22 protein-coding genes are annotated in these 25,794 nt (G+C 71.0%); 5 read left to right on the top strand and 17 right to left on the bottom strand.

Translation table 11 applies throughout. The annotated features are described in order from the left end of the window. Positions 1-110: 110 nt before the first annotated feature. Both OG329_RS04710 and OG329_RS04705 read right to left on the bottom strand, forming a co-directional pair. Positions 111-1,217, bottom strand: coding sequence for a Gfo/Idh/MocA family protein (locus OG329_RS04710; RefSeq protein WP_405793050.1), 1,107 nt, complete (start codon positions 1,215-1,217; stop codon positions 111-113). Positions 1,218-1,377: 160 nt separating this feature from the next. After that, positions 1,378-2,349 (bottom strand): aldo/keto reductase, encoded by a 972-nt coding sequence (locus tag OG329_RS04705; protein WP_405793049.1) that lies wholly within the window; start codon positions 2,347-2,349, stop codon positions 1,378-1,380. 197 nt (positions 2,350-2,546) lie between these two features. Between OG329_RS04705 and OG329_RS04700 the strand changes: the two genes are divergently transcribed. Then, positions 2,547-3,167, top strand: a complete 621-nt coding sequence (locus tag OG329_RS04700; protein ID WP_405793048.1) for a MarR family winged helix-turn-helix transcriptional regulator — start codon at positions 2,547-2,549, stop codon at positions 3,165-3,167. Between the two features lie 669 nt (positions 3,168-3,836). Here OG329_RS04700 and OG329_RS04695 read toward each other — a convergent pair. Then, complete coding sequence (locus OG329_RS04695) at positions 3,837-6,350, bottom strand: SdrD B-like domain-containing protein (RefSeq protein WP_405793047.1); 2,514 nt, start codon at positions 6,348-6,350, stop codon at positions 3,837-3,839. Positions 6,351-6,598: 248 nt separating this feature from the next. On the opposite strand from OG329_RS04695, the gene OG329_RS04690 reads away from it, so the two are divergent. After that, positions 6,599-7,315 (top strand): hypothetical protein, encoded by a 717-nt coding sequence (locus OG329_RS04690; protein WP_405793046.1) that lies wholly within the window; start codon positions 6,599-6,601, stop codon positions 7,313-7,315. A gap of 6 nt (positions 7,316-7,321) precedes the next feature. On the opposite strand, the gene OG329_RS04685 is transcribed toward OG329_RS04690, so the two are convergent. Continuing rightward, the gene (locus OG329_RS04685; protein WP_405793045.1) at positions 7,322-8,677 is read right to left on the bottom strand and encodes a nitrous oxide reductase family maturation protein NosD; all 1,356 of its coding nucleotides are present in this window, start codon (positions 8,675-8,677) and stop codon (positions 7,322-7,324) included. Positions 8,678-8,763: 86 nt separating this feature from the next. On the opposite strand from OG329_RS04685, the gene OG329_RS04680 reads away from it, so the two are divergent. Beyond that, on the top strand, positions 8,764-9,924 hold the full coding sequence (locus OG329_RS04680) for a Dyp-type peroxidase (protein WP_405793044.1): 1,161 nt from the start codon (positions 8,764-8,766) through the stop codon (positions 9,922-9,924). 48 nt (positions 9,925-9,972) lie between these two features. Here OG329_RS04680 and iolD read toward each other — a convergent pair whose 3' ends face one another. From iolD to OG329_RS04630, 10 genes are all read right to left on the bottom strand, one after another. After that, positions 9,973-11,874, bottom strand: coding sequence for a 3D-(3,5/4)-trihydroxycyclohexane-1,2-dione acylhydrolase (decyclizing) (iolD, locus tag OG329_RS04675; protein WP_405793043.1), 1,902 nt, complete (start codon positions 11,872-11,874; stop codon positions 9,973-9,975). Further along, positions 11,871-12,788 carry a 5-deoxy-glucuronate isomerase gene (iolB, locus tag OG329_RS04670; RefSeq protein ID WP_405793042.1) on the bottom strand — a complete coding sequence of 306 codons (918 nt, stop codon included), beginning with the start codon at positions 12,786-12,788 and terminating at the stop codon, positions 11,871-11,873. Before iolB ends, iolD begins: the two co-directional genes overlap by 4 nt. After that, a complete protein-coding gene (locus tag OG329_RS04665) occupies positions 12,785-13,690 on the bottom strand; it encodes a deoxyribose-phosphate aldolase (RefSeq protein ID WP_405793041.1) in 906 nt (301 codons plus the stop codon). The genes iolB and OG329_RS04665 overlap by 4 nt, the downstream gene beginning before the upstream one ends. Next, positions 13,687-14,646 (bottom strand): 5-dehydro-2-deoxygluconokinase, encoded by a 960-nt coding sequence (gene iolC, locus OG329_RS04660; protein ID WP_405793040.1) that lies wholly within the window; start codon positions 14,644-14,646, stop codon positions 13,687-13,689. Before iolC ends, OG329_RS04665 begins: the two co-directional genes overlap by 4 nt. Next, the gene (locus OG329_RS04655) at positions 14,643-15,497 is read right to left on the bottom strand and encodes a 6-phosphogluconolactonase (protein ID WP_405793039.1); all 855 of its coding nucleotides are present in this window, start codon (positions 15,495-15,497) and stop codon (positions 14,643-14,645) included. The genes iolC and OG329_RS04655 overlap by 4 nt, the downstream gene beginning before the upstream one ends. 4 nt (positions 15,498-15,501) lie before the next feature. Continuing rightward, complete coding sequence (locus tag OG329_RS04650; protein ID WP_405793038.1) at positions 15,502-16,338, bottom strand: carbohydrate ABC transporter permease; 837 nt, start codon at positions 16,336-16,338, stop codon at positions 15,502-15,504. Between the two features lie 3 nt (positions 16,339-16,341). Continuing rightward, on the bottom strand, positions 16,342-17,313 hold the full coding sequence (locus OG329_RS04645) for a carbohydrate ABC transporter permease (protein ID WP_405793037.1): 972 nt from the start codon (positions 17,311-17,313) through the stop codon (positions 16,342-16,344). Next, a complete protein-coding gene (locus OG329_RS04640) occupies positions 17,310-18,695 on the bottom strand; it encodes an ABC transporter substrate-binding protein (protein ID WP_405793036.1) in 1,386 nt (461 codons plus the stop codon). The genes OG329_RS04645 and OG329_RS04640 overlap by 4 nt, the downstream gene beginning before the upstream one ends. Before the next feature lie 91 nt (positions 18,696-18,786). Next, positions 18,787-19,740 carry a sugar phosphate isomerase/epimerase family protein gene (locus OG329_RS04635; RefSeq protein ID WP_405793035.1) on the bottom strand — a complete coding sequence of 318 codons (954 nt, stop codon included), beginning with the start codon at positions 19,738-19,740 and terminating at the stop codon, positions 18,787-18,789. Beyond that, positions 19,737-20,894 carry a Gfo/Idh/MocA family protein gene (locus tag OG329_RS04630; protein ID WP_405793034.1) on the bottom strand — a complete coding sequence of 386 codons (1,158 nt, stop codon included), beginning with the start codon at positions 20,892-20,894 and terminating at the stop codon, positions 19,737-19,739. The genes OG329_RS04635 and OG329_RS04630 overlap by 4 nt, the downstream gene beginning before the upstream one ends. 184 nt (positions 20,895-21,078) lie before the next feature. On the opposite strand from OG329_RS04630, the gene OG329_RS04625 reads away from it, so the two are divergent. Both OG329_RS04625 and OG329_RS04620 read left to right on the top strand, forming a co-directional pair. After that, positions 21,079-21,822, top strand: a complete 744-nt coding sequence (locus OG329_RS04625; protein WP_405793033.1) for a GntR family transcriptional regulator — start codon at positions 21,079-21,081, stop codon at positions 21,820-21,822. Between the two features lie 54 nt (positions 21,823-21,876). Continuing rightward, a complete protein-coding gene (locus OG329_RS04620; protein WP_405793032.1) occupies positions 21,877-22,782 on the top strand; it encodes an ROK family protein in 906 nt (301 codons plus the stop codon). Positions 22,783-22,810: 28 nt separating this feature from the next. On the opposite strand, the gene OG329_RS04615 is transcribed toward OG329_RS04620, so the two are convergent. From OG329_RS04615 to OG329_RS04605, 3 genes are all read right to left on the bottom strand, one after another. Beyond that, positions 22,811-23,635, bottom strand: a complete 825-nt coding sequence (locus OG329_RS04615; protein ID WP_405793031.1) for a TIGR04222 domain-containing membrane protein — start codon at positions 23,633-23,635, stop codon at positions 22,811-22,813. Positions 23,636-23,726: 91 nt separating this feature from the next. Then, a complete protein-coding gene (locus OG329_RS04610; RefSeq protein ID WP_405793030.1) occupies positions 23,727-25,061 on the bottom strand; it encodes an LAETG motif-containing sortase-dependent surface protein in 1,335 nt (444 codons plus the stop codon). Positions 25,062-25,167: 106 nt separating this feature from the next. Then, entirely contained in the window at positions 25,168-25,770 is a 603-nt protein-coding gene (locus tag OG329_RS04605; protein ID WP_405793029.1) for a winged helix-turn-helix domain-containing protein, read from the bottom strand. Positions 25,771-25,794: the final 24 nt, after the last annotated feature.

Below are 25,794 nucleotides of genomic sequence, written 5' to 3'. Positions count from 1 at the left end.
CGATACCGGCTCACCCCCGCTCGCGGCGAGCACTCCGGCGTCCGCGCGCGGGGGCGTCCAGGACCGGGTGGACCTGTCAGGCGTTCATCCCTCCGCGAGGCGCGGTACCGTCAGTGCCGGACGCCGGTTCGAGCGGCGTATTCGACTCGGTTGATCAGGCGGCTGTTGTGGGCGGCGTGCTTGAACCCCGGGGTGTGGTGGGTCCCGTTGGTGATGTCGTGGGCCAGGCTGGCGTAGACCTCGCCCACGTTGATGGACGCACCCGTCCATATCTCGGCGGCGGTGGGTCCGGTGCCGGTGGCGACGGGGCTGTCGGGCGGGGTGAAGTCCACGTTCGACGACAGCACGAGGTCGCCGACCTGAACGCCCGCGGGGTGACTGCCGGTCAGTTTCAGCCAGCCGTCCGACCCGCGAACCTCCATACCGAAGTGGGCGTCCGGCACGGGCACGCCGGCCAGGATCTGCACCCCGACCGGGGCGCCCGACGCGGTCTTCACGATGGCGTCGAGGTGATCCGGGACCTCCCGGACGGTCGTTGTGCCGGTGTCGACCAACTTGACCTCCGGCCACAGGAGTTCCGTGCGTGCGTCGATCTCGGTGATGTCGCCGAGAACCGTCTCGATCACATCCACGACATGGCCCGCCGCGATTGTCAGGAAGCCGGCACCCGCCGCCGCCTTGTCGAAGTACTCGTAGGCGCTCGCCGACTCCGGGCCGTTCCCGAATGTCGTCGCGGTGACGCGCGCCGAGAGCAGTCGCCCGAGCCGCCCCTGCGCGATGATCTCTGCGGCGCGGCGTACCGATGGATTGAGCCGGCCTTGCAGACCGATCGCGGTGTGCAGCGAACCGGCCGCGTCGGCCATCTCCTCTGCCTCCGCCACGGTCGTGCCCAGCGGGGACTCCGCGTACACGGCTTTGTTCGACGCCAGGGCGGCGAGCACCAACTCGCGGTGGGCCGGGACCTTCACCGCGACGGTGACGAGGTCGATCGAGGGGTCGCCTATGAGCTCGTAGGGGTCCGCGAACCACCGCTTGGCACCGAAGGTCTCGGCGGCGCGACGTGCGCTCTCCTCGTGGCGGGTCGCCACGGCCTCCAGGGAGAACTGCGGCTGCGCCGCGAGTGCGGGAATGTGGGATGCCCCCGCCCAACTCGCTCTCGTATCGGCTCCGATGATGCCGACACGAATCATCTTGCTCCGCACGATGTCCAGCTCCATTCGTTCGTCTTCGATCGCGGTACGGCCGATCCGTGCCGCGAGGGTCGCCCCTGCTTCAGTGGGGGGTTCGGGTGCCCGGTCCTACCCGTCGACACCTGGTCGAGCCACAACGACTCAGCCGGTGGAGCGTGTGCGGGGAGTTCTTCGCCCGGCGCCTTCTCTAAAGGTCGATCACGGCCATGTCGGGCTCGGCATGGCGAGCGCCGGACGCGGGCGTCAGATTCTGCAGACGGGCGATGTGGTCGGGGGTGAGTTGGATGCTGTCGGCGGCGCTGTTCTCCTCCAGTCGGTCGACACGCTTCGTACCGGGAATGGGCGCGATGCCTTCTCCCTGTGCGAGCAGCCAGGCCAGGGCGACCTGGGCGGGCGTCGCTCCGACATCGGCGGCGGTCTCGCCCACGTGGTCGACGATGCGCAGGTTGCGCGTGAGGTTGTCCCCGGTGAAACGGGGATTGGTACGCCGCCAGTCGGAGGCGTCCAGGCCGTCGAGGGAGCGGATGTCACCGGTGAGAAAGCCGTGTCCGAGTGGCGAGTAGGGGACCAGTCCGATTCCGAGCTCTCGCAGCGTGGGCAGCACGTCTGGTTCGGGGTCGCGTGTCCACAGCGAGTACTCGGTCTGGACCGCGGACACCGGATGGACGGCATGGGCCCGGCGGATCGTCGCCGCGGACGCCTCCGACAGTCCGATGTGGCGCACCTTGCCCGCCGCCACCAGAGCGCCCAGTGCTCCCATGGTCTCCTCGATGGGGGTGCTGGGGTCGACCCGGTGCTGGTAGTAGAGGTCGATGTGGTCGGTTCCAAGCCGCCGCAGTGAGCCCTCGACGGCGGCTCGGATGCTGGCGGGGGTGCCGTCCGGACCTGGTCGGCCGGTGTGCGAGACGAGGCCGAACTTGGTGGCGAGCACGACCTCGTCCCGGCGGCTCTTGATCGCTCGACCCACCAGTTCCTCGTTCACGTAGGGCCCGTACACCTCCGCGGTGTCCAGGTGCGTGACGCCGAGGTCCAGCGCGCGATGGATCGTACGGATCGACTTGGCGTCGTCGCGTCCGGCGCCCGTGTAGAAGGCCGACATACCCATCGCCCCGAGTCCGATACGCGAGACCGTGAGCCCACCCAATGACGTGACCCGCATCCGCAGTCCTTTTCTGGATCAATTCACCGGTGCGCACATCGATGCGCGCACCGGCCTGTCGTGCCGATGCGGACGACGCCGCGTGCCGGGCGAACTCCGCAGGCATGTCGAAGGCTCCTGAGGTCGACGTGAACTTGATGCGTCAAGAATTACACTAGTCGACTTGATGCGTCAACAACTCCTGTTAGTGTTGACGCATGGCAGACAGCGCAGCGGGAGACAAGGGGCGAGGACGCGGCCGAGCACGGCACGAGTGGGAAACCGGCAAGGCCGCGCCTGCCGCGGAAGCGTCGGGTGCGGCGGAGTCAACCGGACCGCCTGCCGCGACGCGATGGCTGAGCCCCGAGGAACGGGAGGCATGGCTGGCCAACTCCGCGATCATGATCAGCTTGCCGGCCGCCTTGGACGCACGGATGCAGCGCGAGACCCAACTGACCTTCTTCGAGTACATGGTGCTCTCGGTGCTGTCCGAAGAGTCGGCTCGCACCCTCCGGATGAGCGACCTGGCGGCGCGGACATCGGCGTCGCTCTCACGGTTGTCGCATGTCGTCGGCCGACTGGAGAAGCGCGGACTGCTCACACGAGCCCGGATCCCGGGCCCCGGCAGACGCACCAATACGACGCTGACCGAGGCGGGTTTCGACGAAGTCGTGGCCGCCGCGCCTGGACATGTCGCCGCGGTCCGCGAGTACTTGATGGACGAGCTGGAGCCGCATGAGCTGGCGACATTGCGCCGTATCGGCGCCGCGGTCGAGGCCGCGATCAAGCGCGGGAAACTCGACGCGGCCTCCGGGACGTCGGGCCCTGGGGGTTCGTAAGCCGGTCGATCGCCCGCTCGACCTCGTCGCGGCGTTGGTAGATCTCGCTGTCGAAGCCGGTGGCGGGCCGCCGTCGCCGCCGCGCCGTTGGCGGCCGGCCTGGTGGTCCTCCGGTGTGGGGATGGGGTGCTTGATCCGGCGTCATGGCAGGCGGCGGCGGTTGTGGGGCGAGCTGCATGCCATGTCACCGCCCAACGGGTGGGGGACCCCTATGCGTTCGAGGTCCCCGACCATCAGCCCGCGATCTTTCCCGCGGGCGGTGTGGACAAGGCCGTCAGGGCCCGCGACGGTGTGGTTGTTCTTCCTCACGCCAAGCTCAACTGCGGTCGGGGGCCTGCCGGTTACGCCCGTCGGCACCCACTGCGGCACCCACTGCGGCACCGCCGGTGCTTGAGTCGCGTTAGTCGCGTTCATGACGCGTGTCCGCGTCGCCGGTAGTGGTGTCGGCGGGCGGTGTGCTGGTGATTTCGTCGCCGGCGTGAGCGGCGCGGCTGAGCACAGCTCGCCTCCTTGAGCTTCCGTTCGCGGCCGAGCGCGGTGGCTGCCGTGACTGGTTCCGGAATTGTGAAACCGGCCCCTGATCATTTTCGGGGAACGCGGCGACACGGTCACCTGGCCGGTCAGGCCGACGGGCCGGTGCGTCGCACCGGCCCGTCGGGGTTGCGGGTGTCAGTGGTGCCTGGTGTGCCCGGTGCGCCGCTTGCGGCTGATGAGGACGGCCGCTCCTCCTGCGGCGAGCAACAGGGCGACGAGGGCGAGGATCTGTCCCATGTCGGACGAGCCGGTGCTGGCGAGTGAACCGGGTGTTTTACCGCCGGCCGGTGCCGGCGCGTTGGGGGCCGGGGTGCTGGGTGCCGGGCCCGTCGGTGTCGGAGTCGGTGACTCGGTTGTCGGCGGCGTGGGTGTCGGAGTCGGCTCCTCGGGGATGTATACGCCGGCGTCGATCGTGTGATCGACCCCTCCTGGCTTGGCCGGTGCGGTGACCGGGGCGAACCCGTTGCACAGCCGGCCGCTGGTCGGCGGGGTCACATTGGAGTCATGCACCCGGTCGTCGCCGGTCCGTGGCAGGGTGAACCGCAGGTCGCCGGCGGCCGGTTGGCCCACCACCTCGCTGGTGTCCGCCGTGCACACGTCGAACTGCACGGTGTACTTGGCGCCCGGAGTCAGCTCGTACTCCGCTCCGACACCGCCGAAGTAGTACTCACCGGCGGCATCGGTCGTTGTCGTGGCGACCTTCTCGCCGTCGGCGTCCAGCAGATTGATCGTCGCGTCCGGCAGCAGGACGTGCCCGGCGTCCTGGATACCGTTGTGGTCGCCGTCGAACCACACCACGTTGCCGATCTGGATCGGTGCGTTCGCCGCGGCGTACGCGATGTCGCCGAGGCCGCCGGCCTTGCCGAACCCGTTCTGGTTCGGACCGACGAACTCGTACGCGTTGTTGACCGGGTCGTTGCCGGGGCCGAGGCCGGTGGCCACGTCGTAGTAGCCGGTTCCGCTGGTGGCGACCCTGCCGGTCGGGTCCATCTGTGTGCTGACGACCCACTGCTGCTGCGGGATGTACGCGACCGATCCCAGCGACGACTCCTGGTGCGGCCCGGGTTGGGTCGCGGAGCCGCCGTTCGGGAAGAAGTCACCCGGGAAGTACTCGACGACGCCGGGGGGCTGGACACCGTCAAGGGTGGGGTCCGTGGCGTGGTCGGCGCAGTTACCGGTGCCTTCCCACTCGTACCCGCCGGTGGGCGTGGCGCAGGCCATGTTGATGTCGCCGCCGGCCATGCCGCTCTGCGGGGTGTCGTTGCCCGGCCTCGGGTCCAGCCCGCCCCAGCCCACGACGTCCATGAACCGGTCACGGAAGCCGAGGATCATCGAGCCGTCGCGGGCGAAGGCCATGCTGGCCAGCTCCGGCTGCGGATCCATGATCCAGCCGTTCACGGTGTGGCCGTCCCAGTCCGCCAGGTCGGTGTTCCACGGGTTCCAGTGGTTGACCTGGTCGTTGTCGGAGGGGGCGGTGAGCACGGCTCCGCGCTCGAACTCCAGCGACTTGGACAGCACGGTGGTGAACCTGTCGCCGTCAAAGGTGGCGACGACGGCCTTCAGGTCCGCGCGTTCCTGTGTGCTCTCCGCGCTGCACACACCCCCGACATGGAGGGTGTTGTTGTTGATGGCCACGCTGAACGGACGCCAGTCGTCCGCCGACGCGCAGCCCGGGTCGGGGATCGGCACGGTCTCCTCGGGCGCCGAGGCCGTTGGCTTGGTCGCGTCGAAGCTCACCAGGCTGCGGGTGAGCAGGTTCACGGCGTACAGGGTCGAGCCGTCGTCCGACAGGGCCAGGCCGCCGACGCTCTCCTTGCCCGGTGCGTCGGTGAACCCGGCGTCCTTGATCAGGTTGCCGGTGTCGTGCGCCGTCTCCGTGGCGCCCGGCACCTTCGCGAACAGCTTCGTGGCGCTTCCGTCGGCCGCCACGGTGTAGATCGCGTTACCGCCGTCCGGCCCGTACTCCGTGTAGCGCCGGGCGAAGGACGACTGGAAAAGCTGCTCGCGGTACCTGTCGTAGGCCAGCCCGTAGGTCGTACCCACCTGGTCCTGGGTGTTGATCACCTCCGGGCATGCCTGCGGGTCGGGACAGTTGCCACGGGCGTCCGTCCCGAACGCCACCAGTGCCCGGGTCTCCGTTCCGGCGGCGCCGCTCTGGATCGGCACGAAGTACCGGGAGTCGGGCAGCGCGTAGTCGGCCGGGTCCCAGACGCCGGTGGTCACCGAGTCGTCCTTGCCGTCCTTGACGTCCACGAACGTGGTGAAGCTGTCGAAGTGGTTCGGCGCGGTCGATGCGGGCGCCGCCCGCAGATAGTCGCTGTACGGTGCCGGGACGGTGACATCGACCCGGTACCGGCCGCCGGCCAGCTCACCCGACGGCGAGACGATGACCTTTCCGGTGGCATCCGTGACACCGGTGACGTGCTTCCCGGCGGGGTCGGAGACGTCGACCTTCATTCCCCGCTGAGGCACGTCCATGGTCGAGTTGATCACACCGGTGCCGAAGAAGTCCCGCAGTACCTCGACGGTCAGGGTACCGTCGGAGGCCGAGGCGCCGGCCTGCCCGGCACCCGTCAAGATCGTGCCTGTGCTGCCCCCGACCAGTAACAGGCCGGACAGTCCCACCCGCACCAGTCCGCGTAATGGCATGGCGCTCCTTTTTGTCGTCCTACGCTGATTCAGTTCGTCAAATGCAGGGCTGAGCGTACAAGTTGACGGAATGTCATGTGTGGTGAACGCAGGGTTTGGGGAGCCTCGGGGGAGACCTGTTACGCTCGCGCCGCGTGCGGAGCATCAGAGTGCGGAGCATCGACATCAAGCGGAGTGACGTGGGGCGCGTGCGCGAGGCGGGTCGGCGGGAGGCGGGCCGGCGTAGCCGATGGCCGAAGTTACGGTGGGTGGCAGCCGCCGCCATCGGCATCACGACCGCCGTGACCATCACCGTCGTCCTCATCGGTAGCAGCGGTGGCTCAACCGCCTCGCGGGCGTTGACACCCGACGAGGTGAACCGGCTGGCGATGGCACGGTTCCTCAACTACCAGGCGGGCGGCCGGGCGTTGACGATCACCGTGCCCAACGCCTCCGGCGGGCTGGTCATCACCGGATCCGTCGACTACCGCACCCACACCGGTTACGGCGTGGTGCGCGGGACAGGGCGCGACACGTCCAGCGACGGGCTGATCCAGTGGACGGGCACCACCGTCCTCGTCCATCCCCTGACAGACCCGCCGGCCGCCGCACCGGCGTCACCGCCCGCGTCCGGTTGGCACAGCCGTCCGCTCCAGAGTTCCGGCATGTCCCTGGACAGCTCGCTGGCCATCGCGCTCAGCCTCGCGAGCGACCGGCCGGACAACGCCGCGCTGCTGACGCAGAACGGCGCCGCGTGGGTCGGGCAGGAGCAGGTGCACGGCCACCGGACGGACATCGTGCGGGGACCGGACGCCGAGACCAAGGCCAGTACGTCGCAGACCGTGCGCTACTGGCTCGGCTCGGACGGCACCATGTACCGGGTTCGGGCGACGCTCGCTTCCGAGTCTCAGCCGGTGGTCTTCGACTTCGACGACCGCGAGTACGTCCCCGTCCAGCCGGTACCCGGAGTCACCCCGGCGCCGTAGCGCCGCTCACGAGGTCCGCGTCCGCGCACTCGCTGCGAGCAGCGACGCCGAGGGCAGCGCGATGTCCGCGACGTCCGGCAGGGCCGGAACGTCCGGCACGTCGGTGGCGCCGGCGGTGGTGGCCTGCGGGAACTGCGGCTGCGGACCGGGCGCGGCCACCTCGGTGAAGGGGATGCCCGCGGGCGCCGCCGGAGGTGCCCAACTCCCGGCGGGCGTACGGGATGTGGCGGGAACCGGACAGGTCGCGGAGTCCGCGAGCCCGGCGGGTACGGTCGTGCGAAGCTCGTTCCCGCGCAGGCAGTTGCCCTGTCCCCGGGTGGCGGCGGGGAACGTCCAGCCGACGTCGATGCCGTTGCCGGTGAAGGTGTTGTCCGTGATCCGGTTGCGGTCCGCCGTCAGGTCGGCGGTCGCGGTGATCACGAGCCCGGCGTTGGTGTTGCCGGTGATCCGGTTGCGGATGAACTGGTTGTCGCTGCCGCCGTCGACGCCGACACCCAGGCCCCAGCCACCGTCGGCCTGTACGGGGGTCCGGGCCTGCTGGTTGTCCGCGATCAGGTTGCCCGCGACGACGGCGTCGCGCTGTGGGAGCAGCTTCTCCTGGTGGTCGGAGCTGGTGGTCAGTCCGACGCGGTTGCCGGCCAGACGGTTGCCGACGACGTACATGTCGCCGCTCGCGTTGGTGCCTTCGTAACCGACCGCGTTGAGTTCGGAGATGTTGTCCCGCACCACGATCCGGCACGGCTTGCACTGGCCGACATAGATCCCCGAGTCCGCGCCGCCCGATGCGTAGGAGTTCTCGATGACACCGTTCTGCGCGGAGAACGCGTAGATGCCGTAGAGACCGTTGCGGGTCGCGGTCACATGCGAGACCAGGAACGACTTCAGCAAGTTGACGGGTTCGTCGCCGGTGTCGTAGCCGCCGCTCCCCGGCAGCCCCGCGACCGCCGCGGCGGATCCGGTGACCAGCACTCCGTTCTGGGTGTTCTTCTGTACGGTCAGGTTCTCCACGGCCACTCCGGGCGCCGTGACGACCACCCCGTTCGGCCGCCGTAACTGCCCGTCGATGACCACCTTTTCCCGCGATACGCCGCGCAGCGTGACGCGAGCCGTGTCGATCTTGACCGACTCGTGGTACACCCCCGCGGACACCAGCACCAGATCGCCGGGCTTGGCCAGGGACACCGCGTCGGAGATCGTCGGGGCGTCGCCGGGCACCTGGATCGTCACCCGCGTACCCTCCGGCCGCAGGCCCTTGGACGATCCGTCGCCGTCTCCGTCCTCGCCGCCACCTCCTCCGCAACCGGTCACCAGCGTCAGTACGCCCAGTGCCGCCGCCATCACGCCACGTGCTGATCGAGACATGATCCCAGTCTGGCACGGCGGCGAATTCCCCGCCGGAAAAGGGGAGTTGAGCGGCAGCCAGGAATCGGGTGTGGCACGCTCACCTCATGCACGACGCCGATCGCACTCCGTCACGCCGCGCGTTCCTCGATGCCACCGGCGGCGCGTTGGCCGCCGGTCTCCTCGCCGGGTGCACATCGGACTCCACCATCCGGCCGGACCGGCCCGTCCCTTCCGCGGCGGCCACACTCGCGCCGGTCGCGGCGACGGGCCGGCATCAGGCGGGCGTCACGCTTCCCCGATCGGCCCAGCGCAACCTGCTCGCCGTGGTGGCCGACCTCGGCACCACGGTGGCGCCCGGTCCGTTGCTGGCCGAACTCGGCGAGACCGTCCGCGCCCTCACCGCCGGATCCGACCCGCGGCTGCTGGGCCTGCCCCCGGGGGATCTGACCGTGACCGTCGGCCTGGGGCCCCGGCTGGTGCGGACGGCCGGTGCGGCACTGCCCGGCGCGGCCGATCTGCCGCGGTTCTCCCGCGAGCGGATCGCCTCGGGGGCGCGCGGCGGTGATCTGCTGCTACAGATCTGCGCCGACGACCCGCTGCTCCCGCCGGTCGCCGCCGCCGCGCTCCTGGACCGGGCCGGGGACCGCGTCCGCGAACGCTGGCGGCAGTCCGGACGGCGCGGTACGGACGTGCCCGTCGCCAAGGGCCGCACCGCACCGCGTAACGTGCTCGGTTTCATCGACGGCATCGTGGGCCCGCACACGGCCGCCGAGCGGGAACGTGACCTGTGGCTGGCCGGGCCGGCCTCGGTGGCCGGCGGCACGCTGGCCGTACTGCGGCGCATGGAGATCGACCTGACGCGGTTCGCCGCCCTGTCCGTCGCCGAGCAGGAGGCCGTCTTCGGGCGGCACCGGGACAGCGGCGTACCCCTGTCCGGCGGCACCGTCGCCTCTGGCCCGGAACTCGGCGCCAAGACGCCCGACGGGCGCTATCTCGTCCCCGTGGACGCCCATGTGCGCAGGGCGAACCCCACCGTGGTCGGCGTCGGCCACATGCTCCGCCGCTCCTACAGCACCGACGAGCCCGCCCCCGGCCTGCTCTTCATCAGCTTCCAGAACGACCTGCGGACCTTCACGGCCACGCTCGCCCGCATGGACGCCTCCGACGCGCTGCTGCCCTTCACCACCACGACCGCCAGTGCGAGTTTCCTGATCCTCCCCGGCTTCGACCGACAACACCCGCTCGGTTCCCGCCTGTTCGACTGATCGCGGCGCGGCGCGGCGCGGGGCGGGACGGGGCGGGACGGGGCGCAGTCAGTCGGCCGGGCGCAGCAGCGGGCGCTGCGCCTCCTTCTGCTTCTCGTACGCGCTGCGTGCGGCGGTCGTCGAGGCCAGCGAGGACACCTCGGCCACCGGCACGTCCCACCACGCCCCGGAGGCGGGCGCGCCGGCCAGCGGGTCGGTCTCGATGTGCACCACCGTCGTACGGTCACTGGCCAGAGCCGTCGCGAAAGCCTCGCGGAAACCGTCGACCCCATGGGCCCGGATGACATCCGCGCCCAGGCTCGCCGCGTTGGCGGCCAGGTCGACGGGCAGGACCCCGCCGTCGTGCCGGCCGCCGGCACCGTCCCGGTAGCGGTAGCGGGTGCCGAAGCGCTCGGAGCCGAGAGATTCGGAGAGCGCGCCGATGGAGGCGTACCCCCGGTTCTCCACCAGCACGATGACCAGTTTCAGGTCCTCGGCGACCGCCGTCGCGATCTCCTGGGCCATCATCAGATACGAGCCGTCGCCGACCAGGACCACCGACTGACGGTCCGGGGCCGCCATCTTCACGCCCAGGCCGCCCGCGATCTCGTAGCCCATGCAGGAGTAGCCGTACTCGACGTGGTAACCCAGCGGATCGCTGGGGCGCCAGAGCCGGTGCAGGTCACCGGGGAGGGAACCGGCAGCGGCGATCACCACGTCACGGTCGTCCACGGCGTCGCGGACCGCGCCCACGATCTCGCTCTGGCTGGGCAGCGGGGCATTCCCGCGGGCGAAGGCGGCGTCCACCGTCTCGTCCCAGCGGCGGACCAGTTCGTCCGCCCGCTCGCGCAGGCCGTCGGGCACGGTGTGCCCGGCCAGTGCGCGGTTCAGCGCCTCGATACCGGCACGCGCGTCGGCCTGGAGCAGCAGAGCGGCCTGCTTGGCGGCGTCGAAGGAGGCGATGTTGAGGTTGACGAACCGGACGTCGGGATCGGCGAAGAGGGTCCGGGAAGCGGTGGTGAAGTCCTGCCAGCGGGTGCCGATGCCGAGAACCACATCGGCGTCGCGGGCCAGGGTGTTGGCGGCCGGACTGCCGGTGTGCCCGATCGCGCCGACCGCGGCCGGGTGGCCGTGCGGCAGTGCGGCCTTGCCGGCCTGGGTGACGGCGACCGGGATGCCGGTGGCGGCGGCGAAGGCGGCCAGCGCGTCGGTGGCGTCCGAGTGGATCACACCGCCGCCCGCCACGATCAGCGGGCGCTCGGCCGCGCGCAGCAGTTGTACGGCCGCGGCCAGCGCCGACTCGTCGGGGGCGGGACGGCGTACGTGCCACACCCGGCGCTCGAAGAACTCCGCCGGGAAGTCCCATGCCTCGGCCTGGACGTCCTGCGGCAGCGCGAGCGTGACCGCGCCGGTCTCGGCCGGGTCGGTCAGCACCCGCATGGCCTGCGTCGCCGACGAGAGCAACTGCTCGGGACGCCAGATCCGGTCGAAGAAGCGGGACACCGGGCGGAAGACGTCGTTGACGGTGATGTCGGCGGCGTACGGGAGTTCCAGCTCCTGCAGGAGCGGGCTCGCGGCCCGGCTGGCGAAGGTGTCGCCGGGCAGCAGCAGTACGGGCAGCCGGTTGATGGTGGCCAGCGCCGCTCCGGTCACCATGTTGGTGGCGCCCGGCCCGACCGAGGTCGTACAGGCGAGGGTGGAGAGGCGGCGGCGGGTGCGGGCGAAGGCGACGGCGGCGTGCACCATGGCCTGCTCGTTACGCGACTGGTAGTAGGCCAGGTCGTCGGGCTGCTGGAGCAGCGCCTGCCCGACTCCGGCGACGTTGCCGTGGCCGAAGATGCCGAAGCAGCCCTCGATCAGCCGGTGTTCGACACCGTCGCGTTCGGTGTACTGCCGGGCCAGGAACGACACCAGCGCCTGGGCGGTGGTCAGCCGCCGGGTGCCTTCAGTGGTAGCGGTGGTGGTGTTCACCGGGGTCCCTCCGCATCGCACAGGGGCACGCGCGGGTCGGTCGGCATGCCCTCCCAGGAGGCCCGCACCCAGTGGTGGGCGGGGTCGTCGCGGCAGGCCATGGTCCGCTCGGGGCGCGGGCCGGCCAGCACGTTGAGGTAGTACATGGGGTAGCCGGGGGCGGCCATCGACGGGCCGTGGTAGCCGCGGGGCACGAGCACCGCGTCGCCGTGGCGGACCTCTTCGAGGAGGTCGACGCCGTCCGCGTATACCCTTTGGTAGCCGATGCGGTCGCCGACGGAGCCGGTGTTGGAGCCGGAGCCGGAGCCGCCGGTCGAGCCGAGTTCGAAGTAGTAGATCTCTTCGAGTACGGCTTCCCCCTCGTTCAACTCGTCGTGCTTGTGCGGCGGGTAGGAGGACCAGTTGCCGTCCGGAGTCAGCACCTCGACCGCGACCAGCCGGTCGCAGCCGAAGCCCTCGGGGGAGGCGAAGTTGTTGACCTGGCGCGTGGCGTTCCCCGCGCCGCGCGTCTCCACGAGGACCTTCTCGGCCGGCCCGTACGCGGGTTCCAGCCGTCGCTCGCAGCGGGCGGCGGGCAGCGCGAACCGGCCGCCCTCGGCCGAATGGACGGTGACCTCGGCGTCGCGCGGCGCGTACGCGAAGTCGGTCACCCGCGCGAACACGTCGGTGCGGCCCGCCAGTTCGAAGGTCCGGCCGTCGACGGTGACGCGGCAGGAGCCGGCCAGCGGGAGCACGACGCACTCGCTGTCGCCCGTGGTGAACTCCGCCGACTCGCCGGCGGCCAGCTCCAGAACCCGCAGCGAACTGTAGGACCAGCCCGCGTCCCGCGGTGTGATCACCAGCCGGAACCCGTCCGGGTCGTGCGCGCCGTCCGCGTCGGCCGAACCGGCGGGCAGATGCAGGGAGTTGGTCATCGGGTGTCCCCCCGTCCCAGCAGCGACACCGCCGTGTCCACCGCGCCGGCCACGTCGTCGTCCGGCGGGAAGAGCATGGTGCGGCCGATGATCAGCCCACGCACATGCTCGATTCGCAGGGCCCGCTGCCACGAGGCGTACATCGCCTCGGGATCGCCGCCGCCCTCACCGCCGAGCAGCAGAGTCGGCATGGTGGTGGAGGCCATCATCCGCTCCATCTCGTCCACCACCGGCACCTTCAGCCAGGTGTGCGCGGAGGTGCGGCCGAGGCCCTGGGCGATGTTGTTGGCCCAGATCTGGGCGTCGGGCTCCAGGATGTTGCGGACCCTGCCGTTCTCGCGGACCGACTTGAACGGTTCGACCAGTGCCAGCAGCCGTCGCTCGGCCAGCTCGTTGACGGCCTGGGCCGTCGCGCTCAGGGTCTGTGCGGTGCCCTGCTCGGCGGGGTCGATACGCAGCAGCATCTTGCCGCCGTCGAGACCGCCTTCGGCGATGCCCCGGGCGTCGTAGCCGCCGAACCGGTCGTCGAGTTCGAAGGAGGCGCCGGGCAGTCCGCCGCGGTTCATCGAGCCGAGTACCAGCTTGCCGTCGAGCGCGCCCAGCAGGATCAGGTCCTCGACCAGATCGGCGGTGCCGAGGAAGCCGTCCACACCGGGCCTGGACAGCGCCTGAAGACAGCGGGCCAGCAGCTCATGACGGTCACCCATGGCCGTCGGGTTACCGCCGGCCGCGACGGCGCCGCGCGCCGGGTGGTCGGCGGCCAGGATGAACAGCGGCCGGGCGATTCCCGCCGGGTCGAACCGGGGACGGGCCGCGGCGGCCCGGCGGATGGCCTGCGGGTCGGTCAGCCGCAGGCGCCCCACCGAGGCGATGTCGGCGGCGGGGCGGGCGGTGGTGATCACAGCGTGGCTCCAGGGGTGGTACGGCGACCGGCGAGCAGCCGGTCGATCTCTTCAGGGGTGGGCATCGCGTCGGCACATGAGTGGCGGGAGGCGACGATCGCACCGGCGGCATTGGCGTTCTCCAGCGTCCGGTTCAGCGGCAGACCGGCCACCAGACCGGCCACCAGCGCACCGCCGAAGGCGTCGCCCGCGCCGAGCCCGTTGACGACATCCACCGGCACCGGTGGCACGACCACGCTCTCGGTGGCGGTGCGGGCCAGCACTCCGGCGGGCCCGAGTTTGACCACGGCGAGGCGCACCCCGCGCGCCAGCAGCAGATCGGCGGCCCGGTCCGGATCGCGGGTGCCTACGGCCACCTCGACCTCGTCGCGGTTGCCGACCGCGACGGTGCAGTGCTCCAGGGCACGGGCGTAGTGGGCCGGGGCCCGGTCCGCCTCGCTCCAGAACATCGGGCGCCAGTCCAGGTCGAAGACCGTGTCGGTGCCCGGCTCCCGGTCGGCGAGGGCACGCAGAGTCGTACCCCGTGAGGGCTCGGTGGACAGTCCGCTGCCGGTGATCCAGACCACCTTGGCGCTTCGCAGCGCCTCGGTGTCCAGGTCGTCCTCGGTGATCCGCAGATCGGGGGCGTCCGGCCGGTAGAAGTAGAGCGGGAAGTCGTCCGGCGGGAAGATCTCGCACAGCACGACCGGCGTCTGGGCGCCGGGGACGGTCACCACATGCCGGTCGTCCACGCCGAAGCCGCGCAGCGCGGTGCGGACGAAGCCGCCGAACGGATCGTCACCGACCCCGGTGGTCACCGAGGAGCGCAGCCCGTGCCGGGCGGCGGCGACCGCCACGTTGGTGGCGCTGCCGCCCAGGTACTTGGCGAAGGTGCGCACCTCGGCGAGCGGGGTCCCCGTCTGTTCGGGGTAGAGGTCCACGCCGACCCGGCCGAGGGTCATCAGGTCGTACGTCATACGGCGTCCTCCTCGACGGCGACGGCGACGGCGGTGCCGATGCCGACTGCGGTACCGAAGCCGGCGGCGGCCCGGTCCACGTACAGACCCGGGTTCTCGCAGAGCGCGACGAGCGTCGCCGGCCAGGACGGGTCGTAGCCCGTACCGGCGGTGAGCCGGCGCACGGCCTCCCGCTTGTGCCTGCCGTGCACCACCATCACCGCGCGGCGGGAGTGCGCGACGATGGTGCGCACCCCCACCGTGACGCCGTGGCGCGGGACTTCGTCGATCGAGCCGAAGCCGGGGAAGGTGCCCAGGTTGTCCTCGCGGGTGGTGTCGGCGAGGACGGTGATCCGGCTGCGGCTGTCTTCGGGCGAGCCGGGCGGATTGAACGCGATATGGCCGTCGGAGGCGCCCGAGGCGAGGATGAACAGGTCCACCCCGCCCGCCTCGGCCAGCCTCTCCTCGTACGCGGCCGGGTCGGCCGGGTCCGGGAACCAGACGGACCGGTCCGGGATACCGAGGCCGGGGCGCGCCGCCGCGTTGAGCGGCGCCACGATCTCCTGGGCGGCGAAACGGTGACAACTGTTGTGGGCGCTGTGCGGGACATCCTGGTAGCCGCCGGCCGGGGCGGGCACCACGTACTCGTCCATCATGGCGATCACGACATGGCGCAGATCGAGCCCGCGTTCGGCGGTCAGGGCGGCGAGCGCCTCGTACACCGGCTTGGGGCTCCGGCCGCCCGGACAGCCCAGCACATAGGGGCGTGAGTCCCGGCCGGCCTCGGCGATGCCGTCGGCGATCTCCTGGGCGAGGGTGTCGCCGAGTTCGCCGGGACTGTCGAAGACGCGCGGGGACAGGGGGGCTGACACGGTGTTACTCCTTCACGGCCCCGGCGAGCATTCCGTGGATCATGCGGCGCTGGAGGGCGATGTAGCTGATGAGGACGGGAAGTGCGACCAGGACGGCCGCGGCGGCGGTGACGCCGGGGTCGCTGTTGCGGCGGTTGCCCGCGAAGAACGACAGGGCGAGCGGTGCGGTCTGCACACTCGCGTCGTCCGGTACGAGCACCAGCGCCAGCAGGAACTCGTTCCATGCGAAGAGGAAGAGCAGGGCGGCGAGGGCCCCGATGGCCGGCATCGCCATCGGCAGCAGGATCGACCGGAGGGTACGGAATTTCGAGGCGCCGTCCATCGCGGCGGCCTCCCGCATCGCGGCGGGCGTGGAGTCGAAGAAGGTCCGCATCCAGAAGATCGCGAACGGCAGGGAGAGGCCGATCTGCGGGAGGATCAGCGCCCAGTAGGTGTTGATCAGTTCCCAGGACTTGAGCTGGTGGTAGAGCGGGATGACGGTCGCCTCGTACGGCGTCACCAGTCCGGCCAGCAGCAGGACCAGCAGGGCCCCCTTCAGGGGGAAGGGGAAGACGGAGAAGGCGTAGCCCGCGAGGACGGCGAGCGCGATGGTGCCGACCACCACGCAGACGGCGACCAGCATGCTGGAGATCAGCGGCTGGGCGGAGAGCCCGCGGTCCCATGCCTCGGCGAAGTTGGCGAAGCTGATGGAGGTGGGCAGCGAGAAGCCGCTCTGGCGGCTGCCCGGCTCACTCAGCGCGAGCAGCAGGACGGATACGAAGGGGTAGAGCGCGATGAGCGCGGCACCCCACAGGACGGCATGGCCGATGACACTCTGGCGGCGACTGCTGTTGACGGTCATCCGTCAGCTCTCCTTCCCGCGCACCACGCGGATGATCACGGCGGTGACGACGAGGACGACCGCGGTCAGGCAGATGGAGATCGCGGAGGCGGCGCCGACCTCGCGGGTGAGGAACGCGCCCTGGTAGATGAAGACGCTGGGGACCGAGGTGGAGGAGCCGGGGCCGCCGGCGGTGGTGTTCCACACCAGGTCGAAGTTGCGCAGCGCGTAGGTGACCGTGAGTACCAGGGCGATGGAGATCTCGCCGCGCAGCGCGGGCAGGGTGACGGTGAAGAACTCCCGGATCGGGCCGCAGCCGTCCAGTTGCGCCGACTCGTACAGCTCCGCCGGGATCTTCTGCACACCGGCCAGGAAGAGCACCATGCACAGGCCGAACATCACCCAGGTACCGATGAGCCCGACCGCCGGGAGCGCGGTGGAGTAGTCGCCGAGCCAGGCACGGGTGAGGGAGCCGAGGCCGACGGCGCGCAGCGCCGCGTTGAGCGGTCCGTCGATGTCGTACACCCAGCGCCAGGAGACCGCGACCACGACGGTGGCGAGGATCTGCGGCAGAAAGAGCACGGCGCGGAAGAAGGCGAGGCCACGGACCCTGATCCGGGAGATCAGGGCGGCCAGGCCGAGGCCGATGGCGACCGGGAAGACGGCGTAGAAGACGAGGAAGACCAGGGAGTGGCCGAGCGCCGCGGGTATTCGGTCGTCGTGCAGCAGGGCGGTGTAGTTGTCGAACCCGGCCCACTTGCCGAGGGTGATGCCGTCCCAGTGGAACAGCGAGATCCAGGCGGTCTGGCCGATCGGGCGCAGTACGAAGAGGGTGTAGAAGACCGCGGCGGGCGCGAGGTAGAGGAACGCCGGCCAGTACTGGCGGGTGGCCCAGGCGCGTACGCGGCCCTGGTGGTCCTTCGGGCCGGTGGCCGCGGGAGCCTTGGCCGCTCTCCCGGTCCCGGCCGTCGGGTCGGCCGCCGGGCGGGCACTCATGAGGCGTCCTCGGCGTCGGCGCGCTGCTTCTTGGCGAAGGCCAGCCAGTCCTTCTGCAGGCCCTGGGCGAAGCCCTCCGGGGTGCCGCGACCGGACAGCAGATCCTGGGTGGTGGCGCCCACGGTGTCGTACATCGTGGTGGAGGCCCAGTCCAGATAGAAGTTCTGGCCGTCGTCGGCGAGCAGCTTCAGACCGATGTCGTTCACCTGCTCCACGACCGGGCTGGCCGCCTTGACGTCCCTGCCGCCGGTGACCGGGGTACGGCCCACGTCGGCGATGACCTGGGCGAACTCCTTGCTCATCAGCATGTCGAGGAAGGCGACCGCGGCCTTGGTGTTCTCGGTCTTCGCCGAGATGTGCCAGCCCAGGCCCATCGAGCCGACCGAGGCGCGGGTGCCGTCGGCGCGGGCGGGCAGGGTGAAGCCGACCTCGCCCTTCATGGACTCCTGGAGCGCGGGGGCGTTCCAGGAGCCGGCGATCAGGAACGCGCCCTGGCCCTGGCTGAACTTGGTGACGGCGTCGTCGGAGCTGATGCCGTCGTAGCCCTTGCCGAAGTAGCCGCCCTTCGCCCAGTCCTGGACCGTCTTGGCCGCGTCCACGGTGCCCTGGTCGGCGATGGTCGCGCCGGGCACGCCGCTGATCCAGGAGCGGACGTCGCGGCTGGGTACGTTCTGGGCCTGGACCAGCCCGATGACCTGGCTGGCCGGGTACTTCTCGGCGTTGCCGAGCATGAGGGGCTGGGTGCCCGCGTCCTTGGCCTTGTCGAGTGCCCGGGTGAACTCCTCGTACGTCTTCGGGGGTTCGATGCCCAGCTTGTCGAGCGTCTTGGTGTTGTAGAAGACGCCGACGAACTCGGTGGCCGGGCTGATGCCGTAGAGACTGCCGGAGCCGAAGATCGAACCGTCCGGCGACCAGCGGAACTGCTTGAGCGCGCCGTCGGTGAAGGTGTTCTCCCACCCGTAGGCCCGCATGACGTCGTCCAGCGGGCGCAGCAGTCCGGCCTCGACCAGCGGGCCGTCGGTGCCGTACCCCTGATTGCCCTGTGCCAGGTCCGGGGCGTCCGAGCCGGACATCGAGTTGACGACGGTCTTCATCAGGTCGTCGAAGCCCTTGGTGGCGACGTCGACCTTGACGTTCGGGTACTTCTTCTCGTAGAGCGGGACGAGCTTCTTGAGGGTGTTCTCCTCACCGGCGTCGGCGAGGACGCGCAGGGTGGTGTCACCCATCTCCGCCACGTCCTCGGGCGTGACGGGCTCGGTGATACGAGGCCCCTGGATTCCGGAGGACGCGGCGGGACCGCCCGCCCCCGGGACACTGCAAGCGCTTGCCAGGAGGGCGGTCAGGGCGATGCCTGCGACCCTGTTCCAACGCGGCTTCTTCATGGGTGCTCCGACTTTTTTCGGCCCGCATCGTCGCGGACCGGTGGGCAGCGGTGACATACGTGGGTGGGGATGGGCACGGCCCATGGGTGGTTCACCGGTACGCGGCGACGGTGGCGGCCAGCCATTCGTGGTTCGCGGCCTGTTCGGCGGCCACCCGCGGGTAGTCCTTCGCGGGCGTCGGCGCGCGGTCCTGTTCGACCACCAGCCAGTCGCGGTAGCCGCCGCGCAGCAGTTCGGCGAGGAAGGCGTCGATGTCGACATCGCCCGTGGCGAAGGGCACGCAGACGTCCGCCCACCAGGTGTCGAAGTCCTTGCGGCCCTCGGCCTTGGCCCGGCGGATGACGTCCATCTCGACGTCCTTCACATGCACATGGTTGATGCGCTCACGCCAGTTCTTCAGGCACTGGACCGGGTCCCCGCCGGCGAGCTGGATGTGCGCGATGTCCAGCGTCAGCCCGACCTCGGTGAGATCGAGCAGCCGGTCGACCTCCCAGGGCGATTCGACGTACGTGGAGATGTGCGGGTGGAAGGAGGTGCGCAGCCCGTACGAGCCGGCCAGTTCGACGGCGCGCGCGGAGAGTTCGGCCAGCCGCCGCCAGCCGGCCTCGTCCAGCGCCAGCGACCGGTCGTCCCAGGGGCGGGCCGGGTTCTCCAGCAGCGCCTGGCTGCCTTCGTCGGCGAGGATCGCCAGCGGCCTCTCGCCGGAGCGCTCGGCGCAGGCGGCCAGTTCGCGGCAGGTCTGTTCCATCCGCCGCAGGTCGTACGCGACGACGTCGTCGCCGAGCGCGTAGTGGACCGGGACGTAGGCGCCGACCGCGGTCAGGCCGTGGCGGGTGAAGGCGGCCGCGGTCTCCTCGGGGGTGCCGAAGAATCCGGGCGGGCCGAGTTCGCTGCCCTCGTAACCGGCCTCGGCCATCGAGGCGAGCAGGGCGTCCGGGGAGGTGCCGGCACCTCCCGCGCCCTCCCCGTAGACGCCGTAACTGACCGGGGCGTTGCCGAGCCGCGGCCCGGGAGTGGTGGTGGTGAGCTGCTGGTCCGTGGTCACTTGCCGTTCTCCTCTCCGGCCGCTTCCCCGCCGACCCGTACGCCTTCGCGCTCCGCGAGGGCGGCGATCAGGGCCTGGAGGCAGCGGATGTCCTCTGCCGCGCCGGCCGCGCCGGAGCGGACGGGGGCGCCGTCCCGTACGGAGGCGGCGAACTCTTCGAGCTGGCGGACGAAACCGGTGTCGTGGCCGTGCTTGAGGGTGGAGTCGTGGCGTACGCCGTTCTCCGCCCGCTCCACCCGCAGTGAGCTGCGCACATCGACCAGATACGGGGCCGCCATGTCCAGGCGCAGCCGCCCGTCGCGCGCCAGCACCGCGATCTCCTCGCCGTACTCGGGGTGGTCCGGCAGCCAGTTCCAGTTGATGACCAGCCTGGCGCCGTCGCCCAGGTCGCCGGTGGCCAGCAGGCACGGCGGCTCGCCCTCGACCGGCCAGGGCCACAGCTCGGCGGAGTCGAAGGAGGTGGGCAGGGTGAAGCCGAGGGCGCGCAGCACCGAAAGCTCGTGGATGACCGATCCGTTGAGGACGTCGCGGTAGTAGCCGGCGAGGGGCGCGGGGACCTCGCCGATGGCCTCGACGGTGCGCTCGGCCTCGTAGGCCAGCTCGGTGTCGACCACCGACATGTCGGCGTCGTCGGCCGGGCGGGACATGCGCAGATGCTCGACCTGGGGCTCGTCGGCCGGGTGGAGCACGGTGACGCGGACGGTGCGCGGGGTGTCGAGCCGGGCCAGCTCGGCGGCGGCGACTTCGGTCAGCGGGTCGTACATCTTCATGTAGCCGACCTGGAGGACCAGGCCCCTGGACTCGGCTAGCGCGCCCAGTTCCGCGGCCTCGGCGGTGGTGAGGCACAGCGGCTTCTCGGCGAGTACGTGCTTTCCGGCTTCCAGCGCGGCGCGGGCGGCGCGGGCGTGGGTGCCCGGGGTGGCCAGCAGGACGGCGTCGACGTCCGGGTCGGCCAGGACCGTCTCGTAGCGATGGGTGGAGCGCACGTTCGTACCCGCTCCGGCGGCGACCTGGGCGGCCCGGGAGGGCGACAGGTCGCAGACCGTCACGAGTTCGAAGAGGCCGCCGAGGCGCTGGACGGCCGGCAGGTGCACCGACTGGGAGATGGTCCCCGCGCCGATCACGGCGAGACGGACGGGTGAGGTCACCGGCATCTGAGACTTCCTTGGCTGTGCGGAATGAGGGCGGCGCGGAACACGGAGGCACCCCGAAAGAGGAACCAGGAATTCCGCCTCTTCGGCGTTGTCCGGATTATGGAGTAAGTCAGACCAGATAGTCCAGAGTCTGTACCAGATTGGCATCTGGTCTGGAGACTGGTTGCTCTGGTACTTTCCTGCCGTGACCGAATACGACGCCCCATCAGCCCTGGGGCCCGCCGTGCAACTCGCCCACCATGAACTGGTACAGCTCCTCGACCGCCGGGTCTGGATGCCGGGCAGCCGACTGCCGGGCGAGCGCGCGCTGGCCACCCGGGTCGGAGTGAGCCGCAGCAGCCTTCGGCACGCGCTGGCGAGACTCGAGTCCGAAGGGCGGGTGAACGCCTCCGCCCAGCGCGGCTGGTACGTCTCGACGGACGTGGTCAGCGAGCCCCCGAGCCTCCTCAAGAGCTTCACCGAGATCGCCCGCGAGCGCGGGCTACGGCCCACCGCGCGGATACTGCACCGCACGGTGCGCCCCGCGACCTACGACGAATCCGCCCGGCTGAGGGTGGCGCCCGCCTCCGAGGTCCTGGAGATCTCCCGGCTGCGCGGGCTCGACGAGGTGCCGGTCTGCGTCGACACCACCGTGCTGATCCGGTCCCGGGCACCCGGCCTGGAGACCGCGGACCTCACCGACCGCTCCCTGTTCGCGGTGCTGGAGGAAATCGCCGGAATACGGGTGACGCGCAGCGCCTACACGGCGCGGGCGGACGGCGCGGACCCGGCGCTGGCGGGACTGCTGGGGCTCCCGGTCGGCACCCCCGTCCTGGTCGGCGAGGAGGTCACCTGTGATCCGCACGATGTTCCGGTGCTGCTGGGGCGCGCGGTGTACCGGGGCGACGCCTACCGCTTCGAGGCGACGCTGCACCGCTCCGCGGACTGACACCGCGTCAGCGCCGCTGAGGCGTCCCGCGTCCCGTGTACGAGAGAAGGATCCGTGAGCACCACCGAAGTCACCGCCGCCCTGGATGTCGGCGGAACCAAGATCGCGGCAGGTCTGGTGACCGCCGACGGCACCGTCCTGCACCAGGACGAGCGCCCCACGGCGGTCGACGGGCGGCTGCGTGACCCGGGCCTGACCGGCACCGTGGCCGCCGCCCGGGGGCTGCTGGCCGAGGCCGGCCGCCGCGGACTCACCGTCACCGCCCTGGGCGCGGGTTTTCCCGAATATGTCGCCCCGGACGGAGTGCTGACGAGCCGTGAAGTGCTCGCCTGGGACATCCAGCCACAGCGGGTGTTGGCCGGCGAACTGCCCGGAATATCCGTCGCGGTCGGCTCCGACGTGCGCTGCGGGGCGCTGGGGGAGGCCCGTTACGGCGCCGGGCGCGGCCTGGACCACTTCCTCTACGTGTCACTGGGCACCGGGCTGTCGTCCACCGTGGTGCTCGGCGGAACTCCCGTACCGGGACGGCGCGGTGAGGCCATCGCGCTGGGCGCCTTCGAGGTCCCGGCGTCGGTCGACCCCGACTGGCGCGGCACCCTGGAGGAGTACTGCTCGGGCCGGGGCATCGGTGACCGGCGCACAGCGCTCGGCGGGGTCACCACCCCCGGCGCCCGCGAGGTGACCGAGCTGGCGGAGCGCGGCGACCCGGACGCGGACCGCGTCCTGGCCACCGCGGGAGCCGCGCTGGGCACCGTACTGGCCATGGCCGTCAAGCTGTTGGACCCCGCCGCGATCGTTCTCGGCGGCGGCCTCGGTACGGCACCGGGCCCGGTGCGGTCGGCGATGGAGGCCGCCTACGCCGAAGGCAGCGCGGCCCGCCCGCACGCGCCCCCCTTGCTGCCCGCCGCCCTCGGCCCGGCCGCGGGCCTGATCGGCGCGGCCTGCCTGGCCTCCGCCTGACCGGAACCAGGCAGGCGCGCGGGGCCCGTCAGGGGCCGCCGCCCGCCCACTGACTGTGTGGGTTGTCCAGCGCGTTCCGTACCTCCTGATCCGGGTAGGCGGACAGGCCCGACACCGCCACCGTCCCGGCGGGGCCACGTAGCAACGGGCCGTAGAGGGCGGCCACTTCGTCACCGGGCGCGGCGTCGTTCTCCCGGGTCCGGCGCAGCGCCCGGACGATCGCCGTACCGGCCCGGGTACGGAACGCGCCGGGGTCGTCGCACAGCATCGCGAAGCTCAGGCCACCCACCACCATCTCCGGTACGAACACCACCACCGGACCGTTCACCGACCATGTCCCGGCCCCCGACCGGGCGCCGCTCACCAGCCACGCCACCCCGGCCACGAGCCAGGCGGCCAGCAACGTCTGCGGGCCCCACCACCGCAGCGCCCGCCGCCGGGCCGAGGTGATCAGCCCCTCGGCCCGCAACCGCCTGACCAGCGGTTCCATCTCGGGCGCACGCTGCGCCACGGAGAGCAGATCGCCCGGCCGAGCCGGTTGGCCGGCGGCGTCCAGGAGCACCCCGGCCAGGCCCGTTTCCCTTCGGGTGGCGACGACCATGCCGGGTCGGCTGATCCGCAGCTTCCCCTCGGACAACAGGCGCGCCAACTCGATCTCCGCCAGCCGGTACTCACCACCGTGCAGATACGCCAACTCGGCCGTGCTGAGCGTGGGCAGTGGGTCGGGCGGCGCCCCGTGCCGTACGCCGCGCCGCGCGAACCAGGTCACCACCCACAGCGCCGCCAGCCCGACAGCGAACACGACCACGAGCGCCGACGAGGACAGCCCCATCGGAGCAGCCGGATCCCGCACTCCAACCTCCTCGGCTCGGCACCACGCGAGCGCCCGCCGTCGGCGCCCCTACGAGTTGCTGCCCGCGGGGGCGCCGTCGACACCGCCGGATTCAGTCCCGGTTCTGGGCCCGGCGCCGTACGACGAAGAGGATGCCCGCACCCGCGACCACCGCCGCGCCGGCCGCCGCCGCGATCGGCAGCGTCGAGGAGGAGGTACCGGTGGTGGCCAGGTCGCCGCCGGTCGTGCTCGACCCGGCACCGCCGGCCGAGGAGGAACCGGAACCACCGGTCGCCGAGGAGCCCCCGTCCGAGCCGCCGGTGCCTGAGCTGCCTCCGCTGCCGCCGGTCGAGCCGCCCGAGCCGCCGGTCGAGCCACCCGAGCCGCCGCTCGATCCGCTCGATCCGCCCGAGCCGCTTGATCCGGACGCCCCACCGCCGCCCGTCACGTCCAGCGTGATGGCGGCCTTGTCGTTGGCCTTGTCGGGGTCGAACGGCCGCGCCTCATCGCTCAGCGCCACCGAGCCCTTGGCGCCCGCCACCTGCTTGTCGATCTTCAACTGGAAGGTGTAGGTCTCGCCCTTGCCCTCATCGATCCACCGCTGACTGACGCCGCACGCATACGCCTTGCCCTTGGGCTCGCAGTATCCGTTCGCCTTGACGACCGACGTTCCGGCGGGGGGTGTGACCAGGACACTGACGAGGGGGTCCTCGTACCCGGTCAACACCCAGGCGGGACCGGCGTTGGTGAACTTCACCTTCAGCGCCACCGTATCGCCGACGCGACCCGCCAACTTGGCTCCCGTCACCTGGTAGTCGGCCGTGTTGACAGAGGTGACCGGCACATCGACCGCGCTCTCCGTGGCCTTGCCGCCGCCCTGACGCTCCACCAGTTTCACCGGCGGCGCGGTTCCGGCCACCGGCGTGGTGGCGTTCTCGTCCAGCTCCGGATGGGTGTCCGAGACGCTTACGCGCAAGTCGTCGTGGAGCGCGCGGTCCAGTGCCTTGATGGAGAGTGGCTTCTCGGGTACGTAACCGACACCGCCGGGTGCCACCGACTGGTCGAACTCACACACCACGTTCGACTTCTCGGTCATCTCGTCGTAGGAAGGGACCTGGTGCGCTTGGCAGTTGGACGGAATCGCCGCGTAATCGAGTCCCCGGGTGACGGAGTAGTAAACCCACACCTTGTCGGCGGCCTCGGTGCCCTTGTTCGACACCGTGACCGGCGGATCGAAGCTGCTGCCCGGCTTCACACCGTCGATCGGGGCGATGTCACCCAGAACCAGGGCGGGCGCGGGCTCATCGGCGACGGCGGTGGGGGCCGCGCCCAGTGCGATCAGACCGGCGCCACTCAGCGCGGCGATCGCGGCGACGGCGGTGACCGACGTAGTACGGGAGTTGCGAGTGGTGCGAGTGGTGCGACGGATGTGTGGGGGAGTCGGCATCGCGGAACCTCTGTGGGACGTGGGTGAACGAACGGTGTCCTGTGATGAACGGTCCTTCGAAAACCAAGACGCCTGTTGATGAAGAACGGTTGTACGCGCACCGGCCCTACGGCCTGAATTCGGCCTCGTCCGCCGCGTGGGGGAGCAGGGGGAACAGCCGGGTGATGAGCGCGACCGGCCGGGCGCCGTCGGGGCGGGCCAGGGGGCGCTGTTCACGGTTCCGGTACGGCGCGAGCGCCCGCCGGATCACGTCGGCGACCCGGCTCATCTCTTCGGGCGTCAGGTAGGCGACGGCGCTGAAAGCCTCGTCGTGGCGCCATTCTGACGGTGCGTCATCCCGCTGGGCGAGCCACCGCTGCCAGCTCTCGTCCTCCAGCCCCCGGGCCAAGTCGCCGAACTGCCCTTCCGTGGGCGCCCCGACAGCGGGACTGTGCTGCCTCAGCCGCCAGGGGCGCGCGCGGCCCCCGGTGTGCGGGGCTTCTTCGATGTATCCGTGACGAGCGAGCTGCCGCAGGTGAAATGAGCAGAGTCCGGAGCTGTGGCCCAGTCGGGAGGCGGCTTCGGTCGCCGTGACGGTGCCGACCTCGGCCAGTAGATCCAGCAGCGCTGCGCGGACCTCGTGCGTACGAAGCTCTCCGCCGGTGCTGCCGCCGGTGTGGTCGGTGTGGTCGGTGTGGTCGTGCGGGGTGTTGACGTCGTCTTCAGTCACTTTGCAAAGTCTGCTACTTTGCAA

The organism is Streptomyces sp. NBC_01506, assembly GCF_045040295.1.
GTDB lineage: Bacteria > Actinomycetota > Actinomycetes > Streptomycetales > Streptomycetaceae > Streptomyces.
Note: the sequence above shows the minus strand (reverse complement) of the source record. Positions and strands in the feature narration are given on the sequence as shown.

Coding starts and splice junctions, on each gene's coding strand:
- OG329_RS04710 (WP_405793050.1), bottom strand. CDS start 1,217: ATGGAGCTGGACATCGTGCGGAGCAAGATGATTCGTGTCGGCATCATC.
- OG329_RS04705 (WP_405793049.1), bottom strand. CDS start 2,349: ATGCGGGTCACGTCATTGGGTGGGCTCACGGTCTCGCGTATCGGACTC.
- OG329_RS04700 (WP_405793048.1), top strand. CDS start 2,547: ATGGCAGACAGCGCAGCGGGAGACAAGGGGCGAGGACGCGGCCGAGCA.
- OG329_RS04695 (WP_405793047.1), bottom strand. CDS start 6,350: ATGCCATTACGCGGACTGGTGCGGGTGGGACTGTCCGGCCTGTTACTG.
- OG329_RS04685 (WP_405793045.1), bottom strand. CDS start 8,677: ATGTCTCGATCAGCACGTGGCGTGATGGCGGCGGCACTGGGCGTACTG.
- OG329_RS04680 (WP_405793044.1), top strand. CDS start 8,764: ATGCACGACGCCGATCGCACTCCGTCACGCCGCGCGTTCCTCGATGCC.
- iolB (WP_405793042.1), bottom strand. CDS start 12,788: ATGACCAACTCCCTGCATCTGCCCGCCGGTTCGGCCGACGCGGACGGC.
- iolC (WP_405793040.1), bottom strand. CDS start 14,646: ATGACGTACGACCTGATGACCCTCGGCCGGGTCGGCGTGGACCTCTAC.
- OG329_RS04650 (WP_405793038.1), bottom strand. CDS start 16,338: ATGACCGTCAACAGCAGTCGCCGCCAGAGTGTCATCGGCCATGCCGTC.
- OG329_RS04645 (WP_405793037.1), bottom strand. CDS start 17,313: ATGAGTGCCCGCCCGGCGGCCGACCCGACGGCCGGGACCGGGAGAGCG.
- OG329_RS04640 (WP_405793036.1), bottom strand. CDS start 18,695: ATGAAGAAGCCGCGTTGGAACAGGGTCGCAGGCATCGCCCTGACCGCC.
- OG329_RS04630 (WP_405793034.1), bottom strand. CDS start 20,894: ATGCCGGTGACCTCACCCGTCCGTCTCGCCGTGATCGGCGCGGGGACC.
- OG329_RS04610 (WP_405793030.1), bottom strand. CDS start 25,061: ATGCCGACTCCCCCACACATCCGTCGCACCACTCGCACCACTCGCAAC.